24 protein-coding genes and 1 riboswitch are annotated in these 19,625 nt (G+C 35.5%); of the genes, 11 read left to right on the top strand and 13 right to left on the bottom strand.

Going from position 1 to position 19,625, the window contains the following annotated elements:
- Nucleotide 1 precedes the first annotated feature (1 nt).
- Complete coding sequence (gene ribE, locus PLX19_RS02775) at nt 2-646, bottom strand: riboflavin synthase (protein ID WP_272186965.1); 645 nt, start codon at nt 644-646, stop codon at nt 2-4.
- Complete coding sequence (gene ribD / locus PLX19_RS02780; RefSeq protein WP_272186966.1) at nt 627-1,739, bottom strand: bifunctional diaminohydroxyphosphoribosylaminopyrimidine deaminase/5-amino-6-(5-phosphoribosylamino)uracil reductase RibD; 1,113 nt, start codon at nt 1,737-1,739, stop codon at nt 627-629. Before ribD ends, ribE begins: the two co-directional genes overlap by 20 nt.
- A 303-nt stretch (nt 1,740-2,042) precedes the next feature.
- Nucleotides 2,043-2,186, bottom strand: a riboswitch (FMN riboswitch).
- A 166-nt stretch (nt 2,187-2,352) separates the two neighbouring features.
- Between ribD and crcB (PLX19_RS02785) the strand changes: the two genes are divergently transcribed.
- Both crcB (PLX19_RS02785) and crcB (PLX19_RS02790) read left to right on the top strand, forming a co-directional pair.
- Nucleotides 2,353-2,757, top strand: coding sequence for a fluoride efflux transporter CrcB (crcB, locus tag PLX19_RS02785; RefSeq protein ID WP_272186967.1), 405 nt, complete (start codon nt 2,353-2,355; stop codon nt 2,755-2,757).
- Complete coding sequence (gene crcB / locus PLX19_RS02790) at nt 2,754-3,107, top strand: fluoride efflux transporter CrcB (protein WP_272186968.1); 354 nt, start codon at nt 2,754-2,756, stop codon at nt 3,105-3,107. Before crcB (PLX19_RS02785) ends, crcB (PLX19_RS02790) begins: the two co-directional genes overlap by 4 nt.
- Nucleotides 3,108-3,143: 36 nt before the next feature.
- On the opposite strand, the gene PLX19_RS02795 is transcribed toward crcB (PLX19_RS02790), so the two are convergent.
- Nucleotides 3,144-3,347, bottom strand: a complete 204-nt coding sequence (locus PLX19_RS02795) for a CDGSH iron-sulfur domain-containing protein (protein WP_020059450.1) — start codon at nt 3,345-3,347, stop codon at nt 3,144-3,146.
- Between the two features lie 143 nt (nt 3,348-3,490).
- Between PLX19_RS02795 and PLX19_RS02800 the strand changes: the two genes are divergently transcribed.
- Nucleotides 3,491-3,733, top strand: coding sequence for a DUF2552 family protein (locus PLX19_RS02800; protein WP_090914031.1), 243 nt, complete (start codon nt 3,491-3,493; stop codon nt 3,731-3,733).
- A gap of 160 nt (nt 3,734-3,893) precedes the next feature.
- Here the strand turns inward: PLX19_RS02800 and PLX19_RS02805 are convergent, their stop codons facing one another.
- A complete protein-coding gene (locus PLX19_RS02805; RefSeq protein WP_272186969.1) occupies nt 3,894-5,045 on the bottom strand; it encodes a serine hydrolase in 1,152 nt (383 codons plus the stop codon).
- Between the two features lie 215 nt (nt 5,046-5,260).
- Here PLX19_RS02805 and PLX19_RS02810 point away from each other — a divergent pair, with 215 nt between their 5' ends.
- Complete coding sequence (locus tag PLX19_RS02810) at nt 5,261-5,719, top strand: DUF4352 domain-containing protein (protein WP_272186970.1); 459 nt, start codon at nt 5,261-5,263, stop codon at nt 5,717-5,719.
- Nucleotides 5,720-5,727: 8 nt separating this feature from the next.
- On the opposite strand, the gene PLX19_RS02815 is transcribed toward PLX19_RS02810, so the two are convergent.
- Complete coding sequence (locus tag PLX19_RS02815; protein WP_272186971.1) at nt 5,728-6,651, bottom strand: alpha/beta hydrolase; 924 nt, start codon at nt 6,649-6,651, stop codon at nt 5,728-5,730.
- Between the two features lie 346 nt (nt 6,652-6,997).
- On the opposite strand from PLX19_RS02815, the gene PLX19_RS02820 reads away from it, so the two are divergent.
- Nucleotides 6,998-8,164 carry a cation:proton antiporter gene (locus tag PLX19_RS02820; RefSeq protein ID WP_272186972.1) on the top strand — a complete coding sequence of 389 codons (1,167 nt, stop codon included), beginning with the start codon at nt 6,998-7,000 and terminating at the stop codon, nt 8,162-8,164.
- 113 nt (nt 8,165-8,277) lie between these two features.
- Complete coding sequence (locus PLX19_RS02825; RefSeq protein WP_272186973.1) at nt 8,278-9,222, top strand: LacI family DNA-binding transcriptional regulator; 945 nt, start codon at nt 8,278-8,280, stop codon at nt 9,220-9,222.
- 144 nt (nt 9,223-9,366) lie between these two features.
- Here the strand turns inward: PLX19_RS02825 and PLX19_RS02830 are convergent, their stop codons facing one another.
- A complete protein-coding gene (locus tag PLX19_RS02830) occupies nt 9,367-10,368 on the bottom strand; it encodes an alpha/beta fold hydrolase (protein WP_272186974.1) in 1,002 nt (333 codons plus the stop codon).
- A 127-nt stretch (nt 10,369-10,495) separates the two neighbouring features.
- On the opposite strand from PLX19_RS02830, the gene PLX19_RS02835 reads away from it, so the two are divergent.
- Nucleotides 10,496-11,005 (top strand): ribbon-helix-helix domain-containing protein, encoded by a 510-nt coding sequence (locus PLX19_RS02835; protein ID WP_272187010.1) that lies wholly within the window; start codon nt 10,496-10,498, stop codon nt 11,003-11,005.
- Nucleotides 11,006-11,085: 80 nt separating this feature from the next.
- Here PLX19_RS02835 and PLX19_RS02840 read toward each other — a convergent pair whose 3' ends face one another.
- Complete coding sequence (locus PLX19_RS02840) at nt 11,086-12,675, bottom strand: bifunctional metallophosphatase/5'-nucleotidase (RefSeq protein ID WP_272186975.1); 1,590 nt, start codon at nt 12,673-12,675, stop codon at nt 11,086-11,088.
- Nucleotides 12,676-13,042: 367 nt separating this feature from the next.
- Here PLX19_RS02840 and PLX19_RS02845 point away from each other — a divergent pair, with 367 nt between their 5' ends.
- Together PLX19_RS02845 and PLX19_RS02850 are read left to right on the top strand one after the other, a co-directional pair.
- A complete protein-coding gene (locus tag PLX19_RS02845) occupies nt 13,043-13,303 on the top strand; it encodes a YqkE family protein (RefSeq protein ID WP_272186976.1) in 261 nt (86 codons plus the stop codon).
- A 24-nt stretch (nt 13,304-13,327) separates the two neighbouring features.
- Nucleotides 13,328-13,843 (top strand): GrpB family protein, encoded by a 516-nt coding sequence (locus PLX19_RS02850; protein ID WP_272186977.1) that lies wholly within the window; start codon nt 13,328-13,330, stop codon nt 13,841-13,843.
- A gap of 39 nt (nt 13,844-13,882) precedes the next feature.
- On the opposite strand, the gene PLX19_RS02855 is transcribed toward PLX19_RS02850, so the two are convergent.
- The 3 genes from PLX19_RS02855 to PLX19_RS02865 all read right to left on the bottom strand — a co-directional run bounded on the left by PLX19_RS02855 (nt 13,883) and on the right by PLX19_RS02865 (nt 16,480).
- Entirely contained in the window at nt 13,883-14,848 is a 966-nt protein-coding gene (locus tag PLX19_RS02855) for a quinone oxidoreductase family protein (protein WP_272186978.1), read from the bottom strand.
- A gap of 279 nt (nt 14,849-15,127) precedes the next feature.
- Nucleotides 15,128-15,658, bottom strand: a complete 531-nt coding sequence (locus tag PLX19_RS02860) for an SMI1/KNR4 family protein (RefSeq protein WP_272186979.1) — start codon at nt 15,656-15,658, stop codon at nt 15,128-15,130.
- Between the two features lie 396 nt (nt 15,659-16,054).
- The gene (locus PLX19_RS02865; RefSeq protein WP_272186980.1) at nt 16,055-16,480 is read right to left on the bottom strand and encodes a class I SAM-dependent methyltransferase; all 426 of its coding nucleotides are present in this window, start codon (nt 16,478-16,480) and stop codon (nt 16,055-16,057) included.
- Between the two features lie 262 nt (nt 16,481-16,742).
- Between PLX19_RS02865 and PLX19_RS02870 the strand changes: the two genes are divergently transcribed.
- On the top strand, nt 16,743-17,570 hold the full coding sequence (locus tag PLX19_RS02870; RefSeq protein ID WP_272186981.1) for an aldo/keto reductase: 828 nt from the start codon (nt 16,743-16,745) through the stop codon (nt 17,568-17,570).
- Between the two features lie 27 nt (nt 17,571-17,597).
- Here PLX19_RS02870 and PLX19_RS02875 read toward each other — a convergent pair whose 3' ends face one another.
- Together PLX19_RS02875 and mciZ are read right to left on the bottom strand one after the other, a co-directional pair.
- Nucleotides 17,598-18,512 (bottom strand): aldo/keto reductase, encoded by a 915-nt coding sequence (locus PLX19_RS02875; RefSeq protein WP_272186982.1) that lies wholly within the window; start codon nt 18,510-18,512, stop codon nt 17,598-17,600.
- Nucleotides 18,513-18,565: 53 nt separating this feature from the next.
- The gene (gene mciZ, locus PLX19_RS02880) at nt 18,566-18,694 is read right to left on the bottom strand and encodes a Z-ring formation inhibitor MciZ (protein WP_272186983.1); all 129 of its coding nucleotides are present in this window, start codon (nt 18,692-18,694) and stop codon (nt 18,566-18,568) included.
- Nucleotides 18,695-18,768: 74 nt separating this feature from the next.
- On the opposite strand from mciZ, the gene PLX19_RS02885 reads away from it, so the two are divergent.
- Nucleotides 18,769-19,308, top strand: a complete 540-nt coding sequence (locus PLX19_RS02885; RefSeq protein WP_272186984.1) for an NUDIX hydrolase — start codon at nt 18,769-18,771, stop codon at nt 19,306-19,308.
- A 30-nt stretch (nt 19,309-19,338) separates the two neighbouring features.
- On the opposite strand, the gene PLX19_RS02890 is transcribed toward PLX19_RS02885, so the two are convergent.
- On the bottom strand, nt 19,339-19,625 hold a 287-nt coding region (locus tag PLX19_RS02890), incomplete at its 5' end, for a transposase (protein WP_272186985.1).

The following is a 19,625-nucleotide window of genomic DNA, read 5'->3' on the forward strand; positions in this document are numbered from 1 at the left end:
CTTATAGGAATCCATTGTCTTGTAAAAAGTTTTCTGTAATTGAGCTCTTTTTAGATGTTGGCTTTGTAATAAAACGTTCAATATATTTTCCAATCATATCGCACTCAATGTTCACGATATCGCCAGTAGTTTTTGTTCCGATTACTGACTGACTTAATGTGTGTGGAATGAGAGAGATTGTGATGGAAGATTCATCAACTCCAAAGATTGTGAGACTTGTACCATCAATGGCAACGGACCCTTTTTGTAAACAATAACGAAGTAATTCGTTTGGCAATTGTATTTTGTAATATACAGCGTTATAGCTTCGTTTTTTATCGGTAATTGTTCCCGTGCCGTCAATGTGTCCTGTCACAAAATGCCCACCGAAGCGGCCGTTTGCACCCATAGCACGCTCTAAATTTACTGCCCAGCCACGGCTCAGTGATTGAAGAGACGTGGCTCGCATCGTCTCGGGCATGACATCAACGGTAAAAGAAGTGGATGTAAAAGAAGTGACAGTCAAACATATCCCGTTTACAGCAATGCTATCACCTAAGTTTACGTCTACCAAAATTGTTTTTGCTGAAATTGTCAGCTTCATAGCATCGCCGGTTTGCTGCATATTAGAGATTGTTCCGAGTTCCTCAACAATTCCTGTAAACATAAGGCACCTCTTTTCTTGGAGTGGCAGTTACTTTTATATCATCACCAATTTGTTCCATCGATTGAATGTGCAGCGAGAGTGCATCTTTTAGTTGTGTAAAACCATTTCCACCAAAACATGTTGGGGCTTCATTACCACCAATTAGCTTTGGACTAATATAAGTAATCAGTTCCTGCAAACATTTTGCTTCTAAGAAACTTGCATGAACTGTTTGTCCGCCTTCGACAAAGAGAGAAAGAATATTTTTTTCTCCGAGAAGATCGAGTAGTTCGTTTATTTCAATACGATTCGTTTTCATTTGCAATACAGATACCATATCTGATTGAAATTTTGCGATTTTCTCTTTTGAAACGTCATTTCCAACGATAAACCATGTTAGTGCTTCGCCATCTGTAATTACATGAGATGAAAGTGGGGTTCGCAAATGTGTATCAAGTACGATGCGAATCGGATTTTTTCCGCCATTTACAATCCGCGTTGTTAAATGCGGATTATCGGTAATAATTGTATTTACACCGACGAGAATGGCATCGTGTGTATGGCGATAACGGTGTACATCAGCACGTGCTTCTTCACCTGTAATCCATTTACTTTCACCAGTATGAGTAGCGATTTTTCCATCTAAACTCATTGCTGTTTTTAGTGTGACAAATGGACGCTTTGTTTTCATGTAGTGGAAAAAGTAACGATTTAATTCTTTTGCTTCTTTTTCCAGTACACCAATTGTTACGTCAATTCCAGCTTTCTGTAATCGCTTGACACCTTGACCTGAAACGAGCGGATTGCTATCGAGTACTGCAACAACGACTCGTTTTACGTTCTTTGCGATGAGTAAGTCACAGCAAGGAGGTGTTTTTCCGTGATGACTGCACGGCTCTAACGTTACATATACTGTTGCACCGTGGGCATTTTCACCAGCCATGCGAAGAGCGTGAACTTCAGCGTGTTCAGTTCCTGCCCGTAAGTGGGACCCTACTCCAATGATATTCCCGTCTTTTACAACAACAGCACCAACCATAGGATTAGGACTTGTTTGCCCAGCTGTATGTTTTGCTAATTGCAAAGCAAGTGCCATATATTCTTGATCTGTCATAAACTCACCTCTCCTAAAAAAATCAAAAAACCCCAAGGATTATAATCCTTGGGGTGAGAGAGACGATGTTTCTAGAAATATAAGAAGGATACGAGAGTATGCAAAAGAAACCTAGCGTTAATCGATATGTTTGCATAGAAAAGAAGCCCAGCAAATATCTATTTTTTTACATGCTAGTGTTATTGTATGATTTCAGCAAAAAAGAGAACGGTATACGAAAGAAAACATATGTATGTTAAAAAATAAACAGTACAAATGCGTATGCTGAAATAAACATAGTATCCTATTATACGTACTAGAAAACATATCCTTCTCCCATCCAGACTATACTGTCGGCCCTAGAGTCTCACTAGATCCACCGTTTTCAACTTGAAAACGGGTCACGGACTTAGAAGTTTGCACTTCATCACCGCCGGTTGGGAATTTCACCCGACCCCGAAGGATGCTGTTTGCTCACATTATAGCACAAAAAAGACAAAAGGCTATAAAAAATATTTGAATGTGAAGAATTGTATGAAAATAAAGGAGTGTTTACATCTTACATTAATGAGAACATAAATTTGTTATACTAGTGTAGAAAAATTTTATACATTATCTAAAACGAGGTGAAAATATGAAATATATTGCTGTAGGAATAGGCGGTGTTATTGGAGCTTTAGCTCGTTATGGAGTAGGACAGCTCTTTGAAATAACATCGCTTACTGGTTTTCCATTAGCAACATGGTTAGCTAATATGAGTGGCAGTTTTTTATTAGCATTTTTAACGATGTCTATCTTTCGGATGAAACAAGTTTCACCGCTTATGATAAGTGCTATTGGTACAGGGATAATTGGTTCATATACAACGTTTTCAACGTTTAGTGTGGACACGCTGAAGCTATTACAGCATGAAGCGTTCACAATGGCCTTTTTATATGTGATTGCGAGTATGATAGGTGGATTGCTTTTCTCTTTTGGCGGATTTTATGTTGGGAATATGCTATATGAACGCGGTGTGAGGAAAGAAGGAAATATATGAATATTTTACTTGTTAGTATCGGTGGCTTTTTCGGTGCCATTGCCCGTTTTTTTATTAGTATGATAGTAAAAGAAAAATATGGGGATTCTTTTCCGTATGGGACATTTTTTATAAATATAATCGGTTCGTTTTTACTCGGTCTGTTATATGGTGCTGAAGTAGCTAAAATGTGGATATTATTATGTGGCACAGGATTTATGGGGGCATTTACGACATTTTCGACATATCAACTGGAAATGGTACAATTGATACATAAACGAGAAGGGCAAAAGGCATTACTATATTTTGTTATGAGTTATATAATAGGTATTGGCAGTGCTTTTGCTGGATTTTATATGGGAAGTATGTAAAAAACACGCGCACATTTTCTTGTGCGCGTGTTTTTTTTATTCCTTTGGTGCACGTACAACCGATTCAAATTTTCCTTTATGTGAACCATCGCAATACGGCATATTTTTGGATAACCCACAGCGGCATATCGAAAATGCCGGCTTTGCTGGAAATGCATTTCCTTCTGCATCGATTAGTTCCACATCCCCTGTAATGCGGAACGAACCATTATCATTTACTTTAATTTGTACTTTCCCCATTGTTACACCTCCTCACCAAACGCATATGTTTATCATATACTTACTAGAATGACTTGACAACGTTTAGAAACAATGCTTTTTGTGAGAAAATAGAAATGATATAATAAGCTATATACTGAAAAAATAGTAAGGTGAACATAAACATGAATAAACAATTACGTACATTACAAAACATTGCAACAGAGCGAACGTGGGTATCGTTTTTAAATGATAATCATCCGTACAGCTTACTTCATTGGTCAATTGCTGGTGTGCAACAAGAAGTGAAGGATGTATGGTTATTACAAGATGAAGTAACATTTCAAACAACAGAGTTTCCATCACTTGATGAAGCAGTAAAGTGGATTTCTGAAAATATGGATCAAGTTACAGATGTATTGGCGTAACAGGCCATTGTAAATTTGATGAAATTTTTGCTGTTGGTTTGGATGGGAAGAAGGCTAATTCACCTGGAGATGAATTAGCCTTTTTGTATGTAATCATATTTTTATTATTTTGGGAGTAACTAGTTCCAGTAGCTTGATAACTGTGGGATAGATTTCTTAATTAATCTAAATTTTTAATTAAGCGGTTTCTGAATTTTAGGTCTTTCAAAATTTTTAATTGGAATTTATTATAATTTTCACTCAAGTTCGTATATTCAGTTTCAGTTAAGTTATTAAACATAAATACTATTTCCGTCATATTTCCATCTTTATCCTTTGCATAAAGGGAATTTGTCAATAAAAATGCTGTTGAACCACCTTTTTGTCCTGCATGTATCAACCACTTCTTGTTATTTGGGTTTTCCATTAGTGATTCGACAATCTTGTCTAACTCTTTTTGCACATTCGATGGAAAATAGTCTTTACGATTCAGTCGTTCCATCAATAGCAGATAGTCTTTTGCGGATGCGGCTGGTAAATTATCTGACCAAATTCTTTGAAATTTCATATCGCTAAGGTATGGGATATTACGCTGTTTAAATTCAGTAGGATTTTTCATCCATTGGTGAATCTTAATAGATTCCCTAGAAAATTCTTGTTGTGACATAGCTTTCAATTTTTTATAGGTTTCGTCTTCGGTTAAGTTCTCTTCTTTTTTTAAATTGCCAGCAACGTATAAACTAGATACAAGTGGATATATTTCTTGATGGTGAGGCAATTGTAAATTTTTTATCGTTTGATTAATGTTTTCAAGACCTAATTCGTCTATTAAATAATCGGCATTTGCATTAGAACTAAACTGTAACATTCCTTTTGCAACTTGTTCTAATGTTACTTGATTATTTTGAATAAGTTTTTTTTCTTTTAAATAATGAATCCAATCTGGATGAGCAGAGCCATCAGTATCTTTCACATAATAAGCCTCTAAATCACTTAAAGGAATTTGTTGATCAGCTTTAATTGTTCTTTCGGCCGATTGTTTAGCAAATTCTACAGCAATCATCAGTTTCATCATGCTTGCTAAAGGAATTACCTCATCAGAATTTATACTAACTAGATTTTTTCCGTCTCTTTGTAGAATAAAAGATACATTTTTATCTGCCTTATGTGTTTTTAAATATTCCATAACGGGGTCATGACTTTCCTTTTGTTTATATACAATAAAGAAAATTGAAACGATTAGTAATATAATGCTTAGCCTTTTAATTAACTTCAACACAACTGCTCCCTCTGTATAGTTATTTTGTAAATTTTTGTAATATAATATTATCATGAACTTTCTTTATATTACATACTTTTCCAAAAAAAGTTATTCCTCTAAATTTAAAATTTTACATATCAAAATCAGCTTTAATGGCAGATTAAAGCTGAATCAATTATCTGTCTAAATGAAAATCGTACAATTTTCACACGTTTTTTTCAAATGTATAAAAACATACAATGTGTGCAACATACAACCGATAGAAACTACAAAGAAGGTGGTAGTTGTTGTGGAAACGATTGTTGATAGTAAATATTATCATTTCTTTTTGTATAGCTGGATGCAATAGAGGAGAGCAGGCTAATCAATCAAGTGTAAAAGGAATTTTATCCGCTCATCAAATAGATTTTGTTATTAAAAATGTAAGTCGTGTACCAAATTATGATGTATGGACTGCAAAAAATAATTACACGCTCCTTGTTGTGGACTTTTCTTTAAAGAACAGTAAAAACAAAAGTATTATTGTTAAGCCTTCGCAGTTTAATGTTATTTCGGAGACCGGAAAAATATATGGAGTCGTTCAAACGAAAAGGGAGACAAGTATATTGCATGATAGAAAGTTAAAATCATACGATTCATTGCAATCGAGCATTATATTTGAAATACCTAAAGAAGAGACGGCATCTGAATTATTATTTGCTCCTTCGTTTGCTAAAGATAAACCAATTGTTATTTCATTAAAATAAAAACAGGCTTATGCGAGCCTGTTTTTTGTTTCGTTTACGTATGTTGTTAAAAAGTGATCAACTGCATATTCATATTCTTCTCTATTTTCTGCATAAGAACAAGCATGAGCGCCTTTTTCGGCAATAAAGAGTTCTTTTGCATCTTCTTTTGCCTCATATAATGATTGTGTCATATTGCATAAAATGTAATCATCATCTTTACTGTGGATGAACAATACAGGATTTTTAATGTTTTTCACACAATCAATTGGAGAAACCTCCCGAATTGTATAACCATCACGCACTTTTAAAAATGCATTAGCAAGTGGTAAAAGAGGCCATTTTGGTAAATGAAACTCCACCTTTAAACGATAATGAAGCTGTTCGTAAAAATCAGAGAATGGACAGTCAGCAATATAAAAATCAGCTCCGTCTTCAACCATACCTGCATATTGTAATAACGTTGCTGCTCCCATTGATTCACCATGGATACCAAGCGTAATATTTGAACCAAATCGTTGTTTGAGCCAATCTACCACTGTCTTTAGATCGTGTTTTTCGTAATAGCCATAACTTGTTGTTTTGCCTCCTGTTTGGCCGTGGCGGCGATGATCATAAATAAATACGTTGAATCCTTTGTTTAAAAATAAATTTGCATATTTTATAGAATTTATTTTGTTTACGGTAACGCCGTGACAAAAAATCATGAACTTATTTGAATGGCTAACAGGAATAAAGTAACCATGAATGCTATAACCAAATTGAGAAGAGAGACATACTTCTTCTTTCTGTAGAGCTTCATAATCCTCTAAGCGAAAATGCTGTTTTGTTTCACGTTCTAAAATTTCTTCTTCTGTTTTTTTCTTTAAATACATGACTTTATTCGTAAAGAAAATGCCAATTCCAATAAGAGTACCGATTATCGTTAATAATGTCGTCCAAAACGCTTTCATACTCTATCCTCCAAGTTACAGTACATATGATAATTACATTGTATCATAACCATATGAAAAGGTGAGAGCGGTAAGCGGGAAGGGGTGCAAAAAATAGAAAAATTGACTATGATAGAGAGATAATCTTACATAAAATATAGTTTGAAAATTTTTTTGTCAGATTAATAAGCAGTTTGAATAAGAAAAATATCTATGTTTTATAAATAGGAAGTTTTTTTGTAACAAGAAATTATTGGAAATAAATAAGCGTAATAATTACGTAAAGGTGTGGATTTGATAATTTCACAGACTGGTATAAATCATATATAGTTATTCTAATGAGTAAAGTAGGAAAAGGAGAGATGAGATGATATTTTTCTTTCAATTAGCAGTAATTTTACTAAGTACAAAACTTGCGGGTGACTTAAGTGTTAGGCTAGGACAGCCGTCTGTACTTGGAAAACTTATTGTAGGTATTATAATTGGTCCAGCAGTACTAGGATTAATTGATAATACGGATTTACTAAGGCAGTTAAGTGAAGTTGGGGTTATTCTTCTCATGTTTATGGCTGGTTTAGAAACGGACTTAAAAGAACTGAATGAAAACCGCAATTCTTCTTTCGCAGTAGCAGTTGGCGGAATTATTATGCCGTTTTTAGGTGGTTATGTTGCTGGTCTTATTATGGGAATGGAGCAAGCAAATGCAGTATTTTTAGGCTTACTTCTTTGTGCAACTAGCGTTAGTATCTCTGTGCAAACGCTTCGAGATTTAGGGAAAATGAAAACACGTGAAAGTACAACAATGCTTGGTGCAGCGGTGTTTGATGATATTCTTGTTGTTATTTTACTTGCATTTGCAATGAGTTTCTTAGGTGCAGATGATGTAAGTTTAACAATGGTTATTTTGAAGAAAGTTGTCTTTTTTGCAGCTATTATCCTAATTGGATGGAAGGGCGTTCCGATGATTATGCGCTGGCTTTCTCCGCTTCGCGTATCGGAATCTATTATTAGTACAGCTCTTATTATTTGTTTTTCTTTTGCATATTTCGGAGAATTATTAGGAATAGCAGGCATTATCGGAGCGTTTGCGGCAGGGATTGCTATCTCTCAAACGGATTATAAACATGAGGTTGAGAAGAAAGTTGAACCAATTGCCTATGCAATGTTTGTTCCTATTTTCTTTGTAAGTATTGGGATGAATATTACGTTTGCAGGAATTGGAGATAAAGTTTGGTTTATTGCTATCTTAACAGTAATTGCTGTATTAACGAAATTAATTGGTTGTGGTCTTGGAGCACGTATGACAGGCTTTGATTTACAGTCTTCTACAATCATTGGTTCTGGAATGGTTTCCCGTGGTGAAGTGGCACTCATTATTGCTGGACAAGGTCTTGCGTCAGGGTTATTAGCAAAAGATTACTTTACAGCAATTGTAATTGTTGTTATTTTAACAACAATGATTACACCACCGATGCTGAAGAAAACATTTGCGGTAAAAGACAAACAATTGGAAGAGGGAAGAAGTGCTATGTAAGCACTTCTTTTTTATGTAACAATTTTCAGAAATATAAAACAATATTCTTGACGTATTATTCAATTTGTTTTACGGTGAAATTGTAAACTATTTCCATGTTGAGGGGTGAAGAGGTGGCAACGATTCGCGATGTTGCAAAGTTGGCGGGAGTTTCAGTCGCAACAGTTTCACGAGTATTAAATGAAAAAGGATATGTACATGAAGATACGGTCAAACAAGTGAAAAAAGCAATTGAGGAGTTGCAGTATAAACCAAATGCGGTGGCTAAAGCTTTATTTAAAAAGTCTTCCACCATGATTGCTTTACTTGTATCTAACATGCAAGATCCAGCATCCTTATCCTTACTTACAGTTATTGAAGAAGAAGCATACAAAGAAGGATATCAAATCGTTATATGTAATGTGAAACATAAGCGTGGTTATATGGATGTATTTGAACAAAATAATATTGCCGGTATTCTTATGACGCGTGATGTATATGAAGGATTACAAAAAGAAAGAGTATCAGTTCCATTTGTAATTATCGATTCAAATGAGGAAAGGGCTTCGCAGTACTATAATGGAGCAATACAAGCTGTTTCGTTACTAGCAGAGAAAGGATGCCGCTTTCTTGCTTATATTCATGAAGGGCTGAGTCATGAAGCGATGGAAGAACATTTCAGGGGTTTTTTAGACGCGGTTTGGGAGAAAAACATATCTTACCGAGTGATCGAAATGTGTAGAAGAGAGAAGAATTCAGAACAAATAGCTATGGATGTATTGCGAAAACATCCATATATAGATGGCATCGTCACTTGTAGTGATACCGCCGGAATTAATTTTATCCGTGCTGCGCACTCATTACATATTTCTATTCCAGAGTGTTTGCAAATTATTGGTTTGAATGGAACCGTGCAAGGAGAGTGGTCTACACCGTCTTTAACGACAATTGCTCAGCCGATAACAAGTGTTGGGAGAGCTGCTATCCAGAAATTAATTGCAAAAATAAAAAAGGTAGAAGATAACCATGAGATAGTAAATTTAGATTTCGTTCTAATTGAGAGAGGATCAACTAGATGAAAGGTGCGTGAGTACACGCACCTTTTTCTATTTTGCTTTTTGTAGACAGCAAGAGTCCGATTGACGGAAATTTCATTTTGAACAAGAAACATGCTTCAAGCAGTACACCATACTTTTCATGAAATATAGAAAAAATCGGAGTAATCACGGGTGTAGTAAGAAGTGCTCTTGTTTAATTTCAAGTAACGTTTTTGCAAAACGTTCATGTTCTTCAAAGTGTGGCGAATGAGCTGAGTTAGGAAACCAAATCATTTTTTTAATAGGCGCGTTCAGAACATCGCAATATTGTTGTACAAGTGCATAAGGTGTTTGATAGTCGTAACGTCCAGAACAAAAATAGACAGGAAACGAAACGCTTGGAATTTGTGAAAAGAAATTAATAGTTAACATTTCTCTCCATAATTCTCCAGATTTTATATTTCCGTTTAAAAATTTTATCCAATCTATCAATGTGTATTCAGATGATAAAAATCCTTTTCGAATGAACGAAAAAAATGTCCCATTTTGAGTAGCGCCGCCAAAGATACCAAGCCATTTCCTTTGAATAAGCAGTCGTCTTGTATCTAGAAATGGTGGTTTTCCAAGCTTTTTTAAAGATGCGAGCGCTCGGTCATGTCTAAGCTTCTTTGCGGATCGAATTAAATGTTCAAAAAGCAATGTCTCATTTTGCTTCATATGCACAATTTGACCAACTCCAATATAGGCTTCGATGAATTGGGGAGATTGCTGTGCGGCAGATAATCCAATAATGCTACCCCAGGAGTGTCCAAGAAGAAATAACTTCTTTTTTTGAAACTTGTTTAGAAGATAATTGATTAGTTTATGTGTATCCAAAATAAATTGCTCAATTGTTAGCGCCTCTTTGAAATCTTGCCATGAAAAAGATTTTCCTGCCCCGCGTTGATCCCAGTTGACAACAATAAAATGTTTCTCAAGTTCTCCTTGGAGATGGCGTGCAAAGCCAATATGAGCCATTCCAGGTCCACCGTGCAAACATAATAAAAGAGGTTGTTGGAGATCTTGTCCACGAATAAGCAACGATTGTTTACGTTTGTTTATAAGCACATTTTCAATTATTGCAATGCTATTTGGAATCAGTTGTTTATTTTTATCGTAAAAAGAGGGGGTGCAGCTGCGACTGAACATGAGAGAGACCTCCTTTTGAGTGCAATATAGTGAACGGTGTTGATTTGTCATCATACACTAAATTATACGAATAAGAAATCATTGTATCTTAACATAATAACTTTAACCTGCATGAATGAGAAGTAAAATGCCTAAAGATAGAAGTTTCAAGTTATATATAAGAGAGAGGAGGGAGGAGGTGAAGATTGGTGAAATTATTGATCGCTTAAATAATCGTGAATCGATTGCGATGGTTGCGAAACGACTAGAAATGAGTCCGTATACACTATCAAAAAAATTACGATTGCTCGGATATGAATATGATAGTGAGCAGAAAAAAAGGATGTTTGTTGGGGAGGGAAAAGAGCCGCGTCATTTACAATTAAAAGAAGCTGTGAACACACAACAGGAAAAAATAGATTATCAACGTCTTATTTATGAACAATTGCAAAATATTTATAAATTGTTGCAAAAACAGGAGTATGGAATATGTATTACTTCTGTCCAAACAGGAGAGAAAAAAAGACGTACGTTCTCTCTTTCAAAACAAACTTTAGAGCAGCTAGACTGTTTTTCTATTAGAAATGGTGTACACAAATCTAAAGTTGTTGAAGTTGCGCTAGAAGAATATTTAAAAAAATATCGTGAAAAAGAATAAAAGCGGGATGTCCCGCTTTTATTCTACTAATTATAGATAATAAGGTTTGTAAAAGATTTAAAATTTGTATTCTATAATTACTAATTTATTTTTTGAATACGACCTTCAATTTTGGCTTCAATTGGTGATTTTGCTTGTTTCACATAATCTACTAGTGCCTCTAAATCATTTGGTCCTGTTTCTGCATTTTTTCCATTTCTAAATGAAACGAAACCATCCCCGCCAGAAGCTAAAAAGGCATTTGCTACGACAGTATATGTTTGTGAATCAACGAGAGATTGACCATTTGCTAAGTGCACATCAACGACTTTTTCACCAACTGCTTTACTATCATCCCATTTATATGTGATGCCAGAAATTTGGAGCATACGTGTTCTATCTTTTTGCCACTGCTGATTTAAAATGTCACGAATATCTTTTCCTGTCAATGTTGACTTTATTAATTGATTTCCAAAAGGTTGAATGCCATATAATTCTCCCCACGTAATATCTCCAGCATCTAAATCGTTGCGAATACCACCAGGATTCATAATGGCAATTTGGCCATTCATCGCACTGCGCTGTGCATCAGCTATTAAGTTACCAAGTGTAGATTCCCCAGCTGGTGATTGTGTTCTATCTAAAGCAACTGCAGATTTACCGATAACTTCACTTACAAGAGGAGCGACTTTTGCTTGATACTGTTCCATTTTTTTCTTAATTTGCGGATCTGGTTGGATGCCGTCATGGAACGTTGAAACAATCTCAGCCTTTTTCTCTACAATATCTTTTGTTTTCTTATCAATTTTTAAATCAACATCTGCGAAAGCCATGCCGTACGAATAAGCTTGTACAATAAGTTTTCCGTTTACAGTACCGTTTACATATGCATGGTTATGACCGCCAAAAATGACATCTACTTCTGAGTCGGTATTTTGCGCTAAGCGAACGAGATCTCCATCTGTAATCCCTTTATCATCTGTTGTACCAGGATTATGTGCTAGTACAACAATTGCTTTTACGCCTAATCGTTTTAATTGTGCGGCAGACTTGTTAATTGCTTCTACTTCATCTGTGAACTGTACATTTTCAATCCTTTTCGGTATAACAACGTTTGGTGTTTCAGTTGTAACAACACCAATAAAACCAACTGGAACTCCTTGTACCATTTTTACTGTAAATGGTGGTAAAAATAAGCGTCCTGTTGTTTTATTGTAAACATTGGCTGCAACGTAAGGAAACTGAGCACCTTTAAAGTTTCCAGTTTTTTCATGATAACCGCCATAAATAAGGCGACGCATTTCGTCTATCCCTTCATCAAATTCATGGTTACCAATGGTTCCAACATCAAAGCCAAGGTCATTGAAGATTTCCATTGTTGGTTCATCTTGTAATAAAGCTGAAACTGGTGGACTTGCACCAACTGCATCTCCAGCATGAACAAGTAGCGTATTTGGGTTTTGTTTTTCGCGATTACGTAAGTGTGCAGCTAAGTACTCGACACCACCTACATCCTTATTGTTTAATTTTTTCACAGTGTCCAATTGACCATGAAAGTCATTAATACCTAGCATTTGAACATCAATATAACGATTTTCCTGTGCTGGTGTAGAAGTTGGTGGTGCTGCAAATACACTTGAAAATGTAACGGTACTTAAAACAGCGACGGCAGGTATAATTTTTTTCCACATGTTTTTTTCTCCTCCTTTTATGTAAATCTGACATTATACGACATAATTTTAATAGATTATGAGGAAACAATCTATATAAAGTTTAATATTTTAAGAAAATTCATAAAACATCCTTTTATTTTTATATAAAAAATAAATAATTAATTGTAAGCGGTTAACTATATAAACCTATTTTTACTTTTCAACATATAAGTGCAACTATGTAGAGCAAAAAAAGCTTGCACTTGCTTTTTATTTTCATTTGTCAGGAAAAGGTAGGTTGTATTTATACAGTCATTAGAGCAAGAATTTGCGGTACTATTCTTTTTGTTGCTGCCAAATTACATTTTCTACTATAATAAAGAAAAAAGTAAAAGGTGATTTAATTATGGCAAAGAAAAAACAAAAGCAAGGGCAGAACCAAACAGCAATGAAGATGGAAAAGGAAGCAATAACAATTGGAGATCAATTGAACGAAGCTCTAATGAAGCAACTAAAAAGTAAACAGAAAGAGTTAAAAGAACAAGAAGAACAGAAACAAGAAATGGAATTAGAGAGAAAGCGTAAAGAACAGCGTGAACGTGAAAAAAATAAATCATTTGAAGAATTATTAGGTGAAAGTAGTTTGTCATGGAAAGACTTTAAGTAAGAAACGAATATAAGGGGGATGGGCATGAGAAAAGTGGAAGTAGTGCCCTATGAAAATCATTGGGCAGAAAAGTTTCAGAAAGAAGCAAAACGTTTAAAGGAGGCAATGCCTGAACATGTGAAAGTTCATCATATTGGCAGCACATCTGTGCCAGGGTTAGCGGCGAAACCTATTATTGATATGATTATGGAAGTTACGAATATTGACAAGGTGGATAGTTGGAATGATATTTTCCAAAAACTAGGTTATACATCGAAAGGTGAAAAAGGTATTTCGGGACGGCGTTTCTACATACACGGTACAGAAGAAAAGCGAAGCTATCATTTACATGTATATGAGACAGGTAATCAAGAAATTATACGTCACCTTTCTTTTCGCGATTATATGATGGTGCATTGTGAAGAAGCCGAGGCGTATGCAACGTTAAAGCAAGAGCTTGCGAAACAATTTTCATGTGATATCGAGCGGTATATTGAAGGAAAAGATGCATTTGTTCGAGAGCGGGAACAAAGAGCTATCGAGTGGATGAAGAAAAAATAACGTGCCATATGTGAGTGGCACGTTATTTTCATAATTGTTTTACAGAAGTAATAAAATTTTCCCTGTGCTTTTTCTACTTTCTAAATAATGGTGTGCTTTTGCACCTTCGCTTAATGGAAATGTAGTTGGTTTAGATAACTTGATCTTTCCTTGTTGAATCCACGTGAATAGCTCTTCGGAACGAAGAATGCGTTCTTTATGAGAAGTGAGTACATTCCATAAATCCCCGCCGGTTAGCGTCTTAGAGGTATCCATAAGCATGCGCGGGTCTACAGGTGCTGGATCACCTCCTGCCATTCCGTAAAAAACAACAGTTCCTCCAATGCGTGTTGCCTCAAAGCTATCCATCAACGTAGAACCAACAGATTCATATACGACATCGACACCTTTTCCGTTCGTCGCGTGCATGACTTTCTGTTTCCAATCATCCTCATATAAAAAGGCCCAGTCTGCCCCAACATCTTCGGCAGCTTTTGCTTTTTGAATAGAAGAAGTAAGTGCAATCACTTTACCGCCTAGTAATTTTATAATTTGTACAAGTAGTTGGCCAACACCACCGGCAGCAGCGTGCACGAGCGCAATATCTCCCTCTTTTATCGCATAGCTATCTCGGGTTAAATAGTGAGCTGTTAAACCTTGTAGTAAAATAGAAGCAGCAGTTTCATGTGAAATATGATTAGGAAGTGGAATTGTTTTCTCTATTGGCACCGCTACCAGCTCTGCATTTGCATAAGGAACATCTGCAAATGCAATAGAGTCTCCTTGCTTGATTGTCGTAACATTAGTTCCGACCATTTCGACAATTCCAGCACCTTCGTATCCTAAAATGTATGGCGGTTTACCGGCAAGGTGATAATTACCTTTTCTTCTATAAACATCAGCAAAGTTTAAACCAATTGCTTTCATTTTCACAAGAATTTCTTTAGGTCCAATAATAGGATTAGGGATTTCTTTATATTGTAATACTTCTGGTTCTCCAAATGTGTTAAATATAAGAGCTTTCATCGTTTGACCTCTACTTTGTGTATTTTATTTTACGCTTACACTGTAAGATAAAAGGTTGAAGAAAGCAAGGAATTACGCTTTGGAAAAAGTGGGGAAGGGCGCTGATTGCTTCTATGTATGGATAGATGCCCTCATATTGGTTTGAAACAAAGTTGAACTGTTTTGAAATTCTCTAAAATATATAAAGTCATAAAAAATAAAGGGGGGGCACATATTAGTTATGTCTAATATGTAATGTCCTTTCTTATTTAACTAAAGCACCCGTTATTTTAAGTACATTTATTCACAATTCTCTTCTTTTAAACAAATTTCGATGAATGCAAAAATATTCTTTGCCTTAATAGCACGCCTTCCCCAGTCATGGTAAAAGTATAAAACTTGTCCTGAAACCCCAACTTCAGATGGATCTGTATCAATGCAAAGGTAATCTCCGCCACCATTTTCTGCAATTGGAATCCACTTAGAATTCCAAAGAGCTGGTTTAAGCTCTTTTTCAATATCTGGCTCTAAATCATCATCAGGATCGAATTCTTCCTGTAAAAATTTCCAATTATCGATAATTTCAGAAGTAGGGGACAGAGTCAAATTCCTTACAAATGGATTCACCCCGGGTTCCCAAGTTTGTCCGTTATACACTCTGTAAAAGCTCTTCATTTCTTCAGGGAGTGTAACCCCTAGTGTATCCTCAATAAGTTGAAACTCTTCATCACTTGCACCTGGCTGAAGATTTAATGATTCTTTAAAGTTACCTTCAGAATTTGATCCTCTTTCGATAATACGTTGCCACAACCATTCAGCTTGATTTATCATGCTATTTATCCTCCTCTTACGTCTTAAACATAATACCTTCACTACAGGATTGTTTAGTAAATTTTAATCTTATTCAAAATCAAATTCTCATTTCTTCTTACACAAATAAATTTTACCATAAAGATCTATTGTTCTTGTTCAACTATCCTATGTTGTTGTAGTAATAATACATATTGAACTATATTTTCAATATCTGTATAACTAATCTAATATGTATAAGAAAAGAGGATGTATGCTCATATATTGAACATAATATCCTCTTATTAGTTTAGTCTATTTAATTTATGAATTATCGAACTTTTTTTAAAATCCACAGAAAACAAATCGGACCACAACATTTTAGACATATCTAAAATGTTGTGGTCCTTTTAATATCAAATGTTACACTTACCTAATCTAAAGATAAATATGACTAATATGTGCTAATGTTTTTTCTAGATTAGCTGTCCACCCTATTGTGTATATAGAAAAAGCAATGTCAAAATAATTAGTGGGTAAGCCCGGAGTAACCTCCATTGGCGATTCAAATAACTTTACCGGTGAATTAGAATTCTTTAATAACATTTTTGCTGCATTTATCTGTTTATTTGACAGGTCCAATCCCCACAATTCACCAGCTTTCTTTTGGTCCATATATTGTAATGAATGCCCACTTCCACAACCAATTTCTAAAACTTTTAAATTGGTAACATCGCCAAACAAATTTAATTCTTCCTCACTAGGTGCCAATGGCCCATATTCGGGAAGAGGATTTCTACCAAAAAAACGGTGTGCAGTTTCATCCCAACTATGCTTATTTATGGTAAGAGACTCAACGTCCATTTTTTAAAACCTCCCTAATAATTATAAAAACAACTATTCTATACTTTTCATTATCTTCCTGCAAAAGCTACCTTTTAAAGTTTATCAACAGTTGTTAGTCCATATTTGATCTAGGCTTATTTCAAAGGAACATCTGGCTAAAATGTAAAGCGGGAGTTTTTAAGGCTGATTTCTTAACATAACAAGATTATGTGAACAAACCGCATTTCTTTTGACTTTTTATCTTTTTCTTGTTGAAATGTAGAAAAAGGAGGAGTTTTTTATGCATATTCCAACAACAACACTTCATAATGGCGTGAAAATGCCAATGCTCGGTCTAGGAGTATATAAAGCGAAAGAAGGAGAGGAAGTAAAACGAGCGGTGCAGACTGCACTTGAGATTGGATACCGTTCTATTGATACAGCTGCTATTTACGAAAATGAAAGCGGTGTCGGAGAAGCGATTCGTGAATTTGGAATTGCCCGTGAAGAGCTGTTTATTACAACGAAAGTATGGAACGATGAACAAGGGTATGAAACGACGCTGAAAGCTTTCGATACGAGTTTAAAGAAATTACAGATGGATTATGTTGATTTATATTTAATTCATTGGCCGATACGTGGGAAGTATGTGGATACATATCGTGCACTAGAAAAATTGTATGAAGAAGGGAAAGTACGCGCGATTGGTGTATCAAACTTTCATATTCACCATTTAAAGCATTTATTAGAAAACTGTCAAATTAAACCAATGGTGAATCAAGTTGAACTCCATCCAATGTTGGCACAATTTGAACTTCGTAATTTTTGCCAACAAGAACAAATTCAAATGGAAGCATGGAGTCCACTTATGCGAGGAGGAGAGGTGTTTGAACATCCTGTTATTCAAGAAATCGCTAAGAAATATGGGAAAACACCTGCTCAAGTTATTTTGCGCTGGGATATTCAAAGCAGCATTGTGACCATTCCGAAATCTGTTACACCATCGCGCATTGCCGAGAATTTTCATGTTTTTGATTTTTCATTAACAGAAGAAGAAATGTGCCGAATTGATACTTTAGATTGTAATAAGCGTTCAGGAACGAATCCGGAGAAATACGATACGATGTAAAAAGCTACCCATTTTCGGTAGCTTTTTTTAGCGATGAGATTCGTATGTATCCAATTTTAAAAGTGATTGAATGTGTTTGTATTGTTCGTCTGTCAATGAATGTGTAGTGCCTGCTTTTACGTTTTCACGTAACTGATCAATTGAGCTAGCACCTGGAATGAGAGCTGCAATTGCGGGAGTATGCAGGCAATATTGAAGAGCGGCTTCTGTTAGAGAGAGCTCATTTGTTATTTCTTTCATACTGGATATGATGTGTTTTACTTCATCGTAGTTGTAAGAGAGATAGCCTTTTTCTTTCACTTTAGCTAATTTCTGTTCATTGTTATTCGTTAATAAACCTTTTGCAAGTGGGCCGCGAGCAATAACGCTAATATTATTTTCTTGTAAAAATGGGAACCATTCTTCTGGGCGACGATTGAACATGCTATATTCCATTAATACACTTACAATATTAGAGCGTTCTGCATATTGACGAATCACATTAGGGCGGATGGAAGAAATACCGTAATGACGAATAAATCCTTCTTGTTTTAGTTCTTCAAATGTTTCAATGACTTCGTCGATATGATCTTCAATTGTTCCGCCGTGCAGTTGATATAAATCGATATAATCCGTTTTTAATCGGCGTAGGCTTTCCTTTATCTCCTCTTTTATATACGTCTTAGAAGGATCCCAAGACCAACCATTTTTTTCTTCTGTCCAGCGGTTTCCAACTTTTGTGGCAAGGACAACTTGCTCTCGTTTTCCTTGTAATGCTTTTCCGACAAACTCTTCATTTAATCCATAATTGTATAAATCGGCCGTATCTAAAAAATTAATGCCTAAATCTAATGCTTCATGAATGATTTGAATGGCTTCTGTGTCACTTGTCCCAAGTGACATGCACCCAAGTCCAATCTCACTTACATATAAATCTGAATTTCCTAATTGACGTGTTTTCATAATTCTCCTCCTTACTTTTATTGTACGAAAGCGTAAGGAGTTACACAAACACTTTACTTTTGTGTATTTGTAATCCAGTCATGAACAGTTTTATAACGTTGTTCATATTGTTTTAGCATATGACGAATTTCCCAAGCTTTTCCGACTAACGTTACTCGATTTGGTAAAATATACACTTTCATTTTCGTTTCGCTCCTTTCAATGTGATAGAATGTATGAAGAAAGATTAGGAAATAGAACAGGGAGATGAAGTCTTGTGAGTAATCTTGAAGAAAGAACGGTCGCGACTGAGCCTATTTTTGATGGAAGAGTAATTAAAGTTCGTGTTGATGAAGTAGTATTGCCAAATGGTGAGACGAGTAAACGTGAAATTGTGAAGCATCCTGGTGCGGTAGCGATTATCGCTATTACAGATGATGAGAAAATTGTGTTAGTTGAACAGTATCGTAAAGCGATGGAAAAAGAGCTTGTAGAAATTCCTGCTGGAAAGTTGGAGCAGGGAGAAAAACCTGAAGTAACAGCAATTCGGGAATTAGAAGAGGAAACAGGGTACATATGTGAAAATATGGAGCTTATTACGTCATTCTACACTTCACCGGGGTTTGCAGATGAAATTGTATACGTATATGAAGCGACTGGCTTGAAGAAGAAGGAAGATAAAGCGGATCTTGATGAAGATGAGTTCGTTGAGTTAATGGAAGTATCATTAGAAGAAGCATTGCAACTAATAAAAGAGCAACGTATTCATGATGCAAAGACAATGTTTGCCATTCAATATTTACAATTGAAAAAATAAACACTCGCTTTATGCGAGTGTTTATTTTTGTCAGAGTGTTGGGAAACCCTTCAGGGTTTCCGACACTCTGGGAATTATTGATTTGTTAATGAACAAAAGAACTAGAAAATGATAAAAATAAGAAAAATAGCCCTTCACCTGACCGCTTTTGGTCAGGTGAAGGGCTATTTTTTTCATGTTTTGACAAGCTGCGGTAAGATATGCTTGCATTTGGACAGACTTCAGCCCTCGAAACCGAGTATATCGATAGCCATGTAGTTCCTTGGCATCCGCAAAACTCCGTTCAATAGTAGAACACCGTACTTTATATAGTTTTT

The organism is Bacillus sp. BP-3 (genome assembly GCF_028401955.1).
Lineage (GTDB): Bacteria > Bacillota > Bacilli > Bacillales > Bacillaceae_G > Bacillus_A.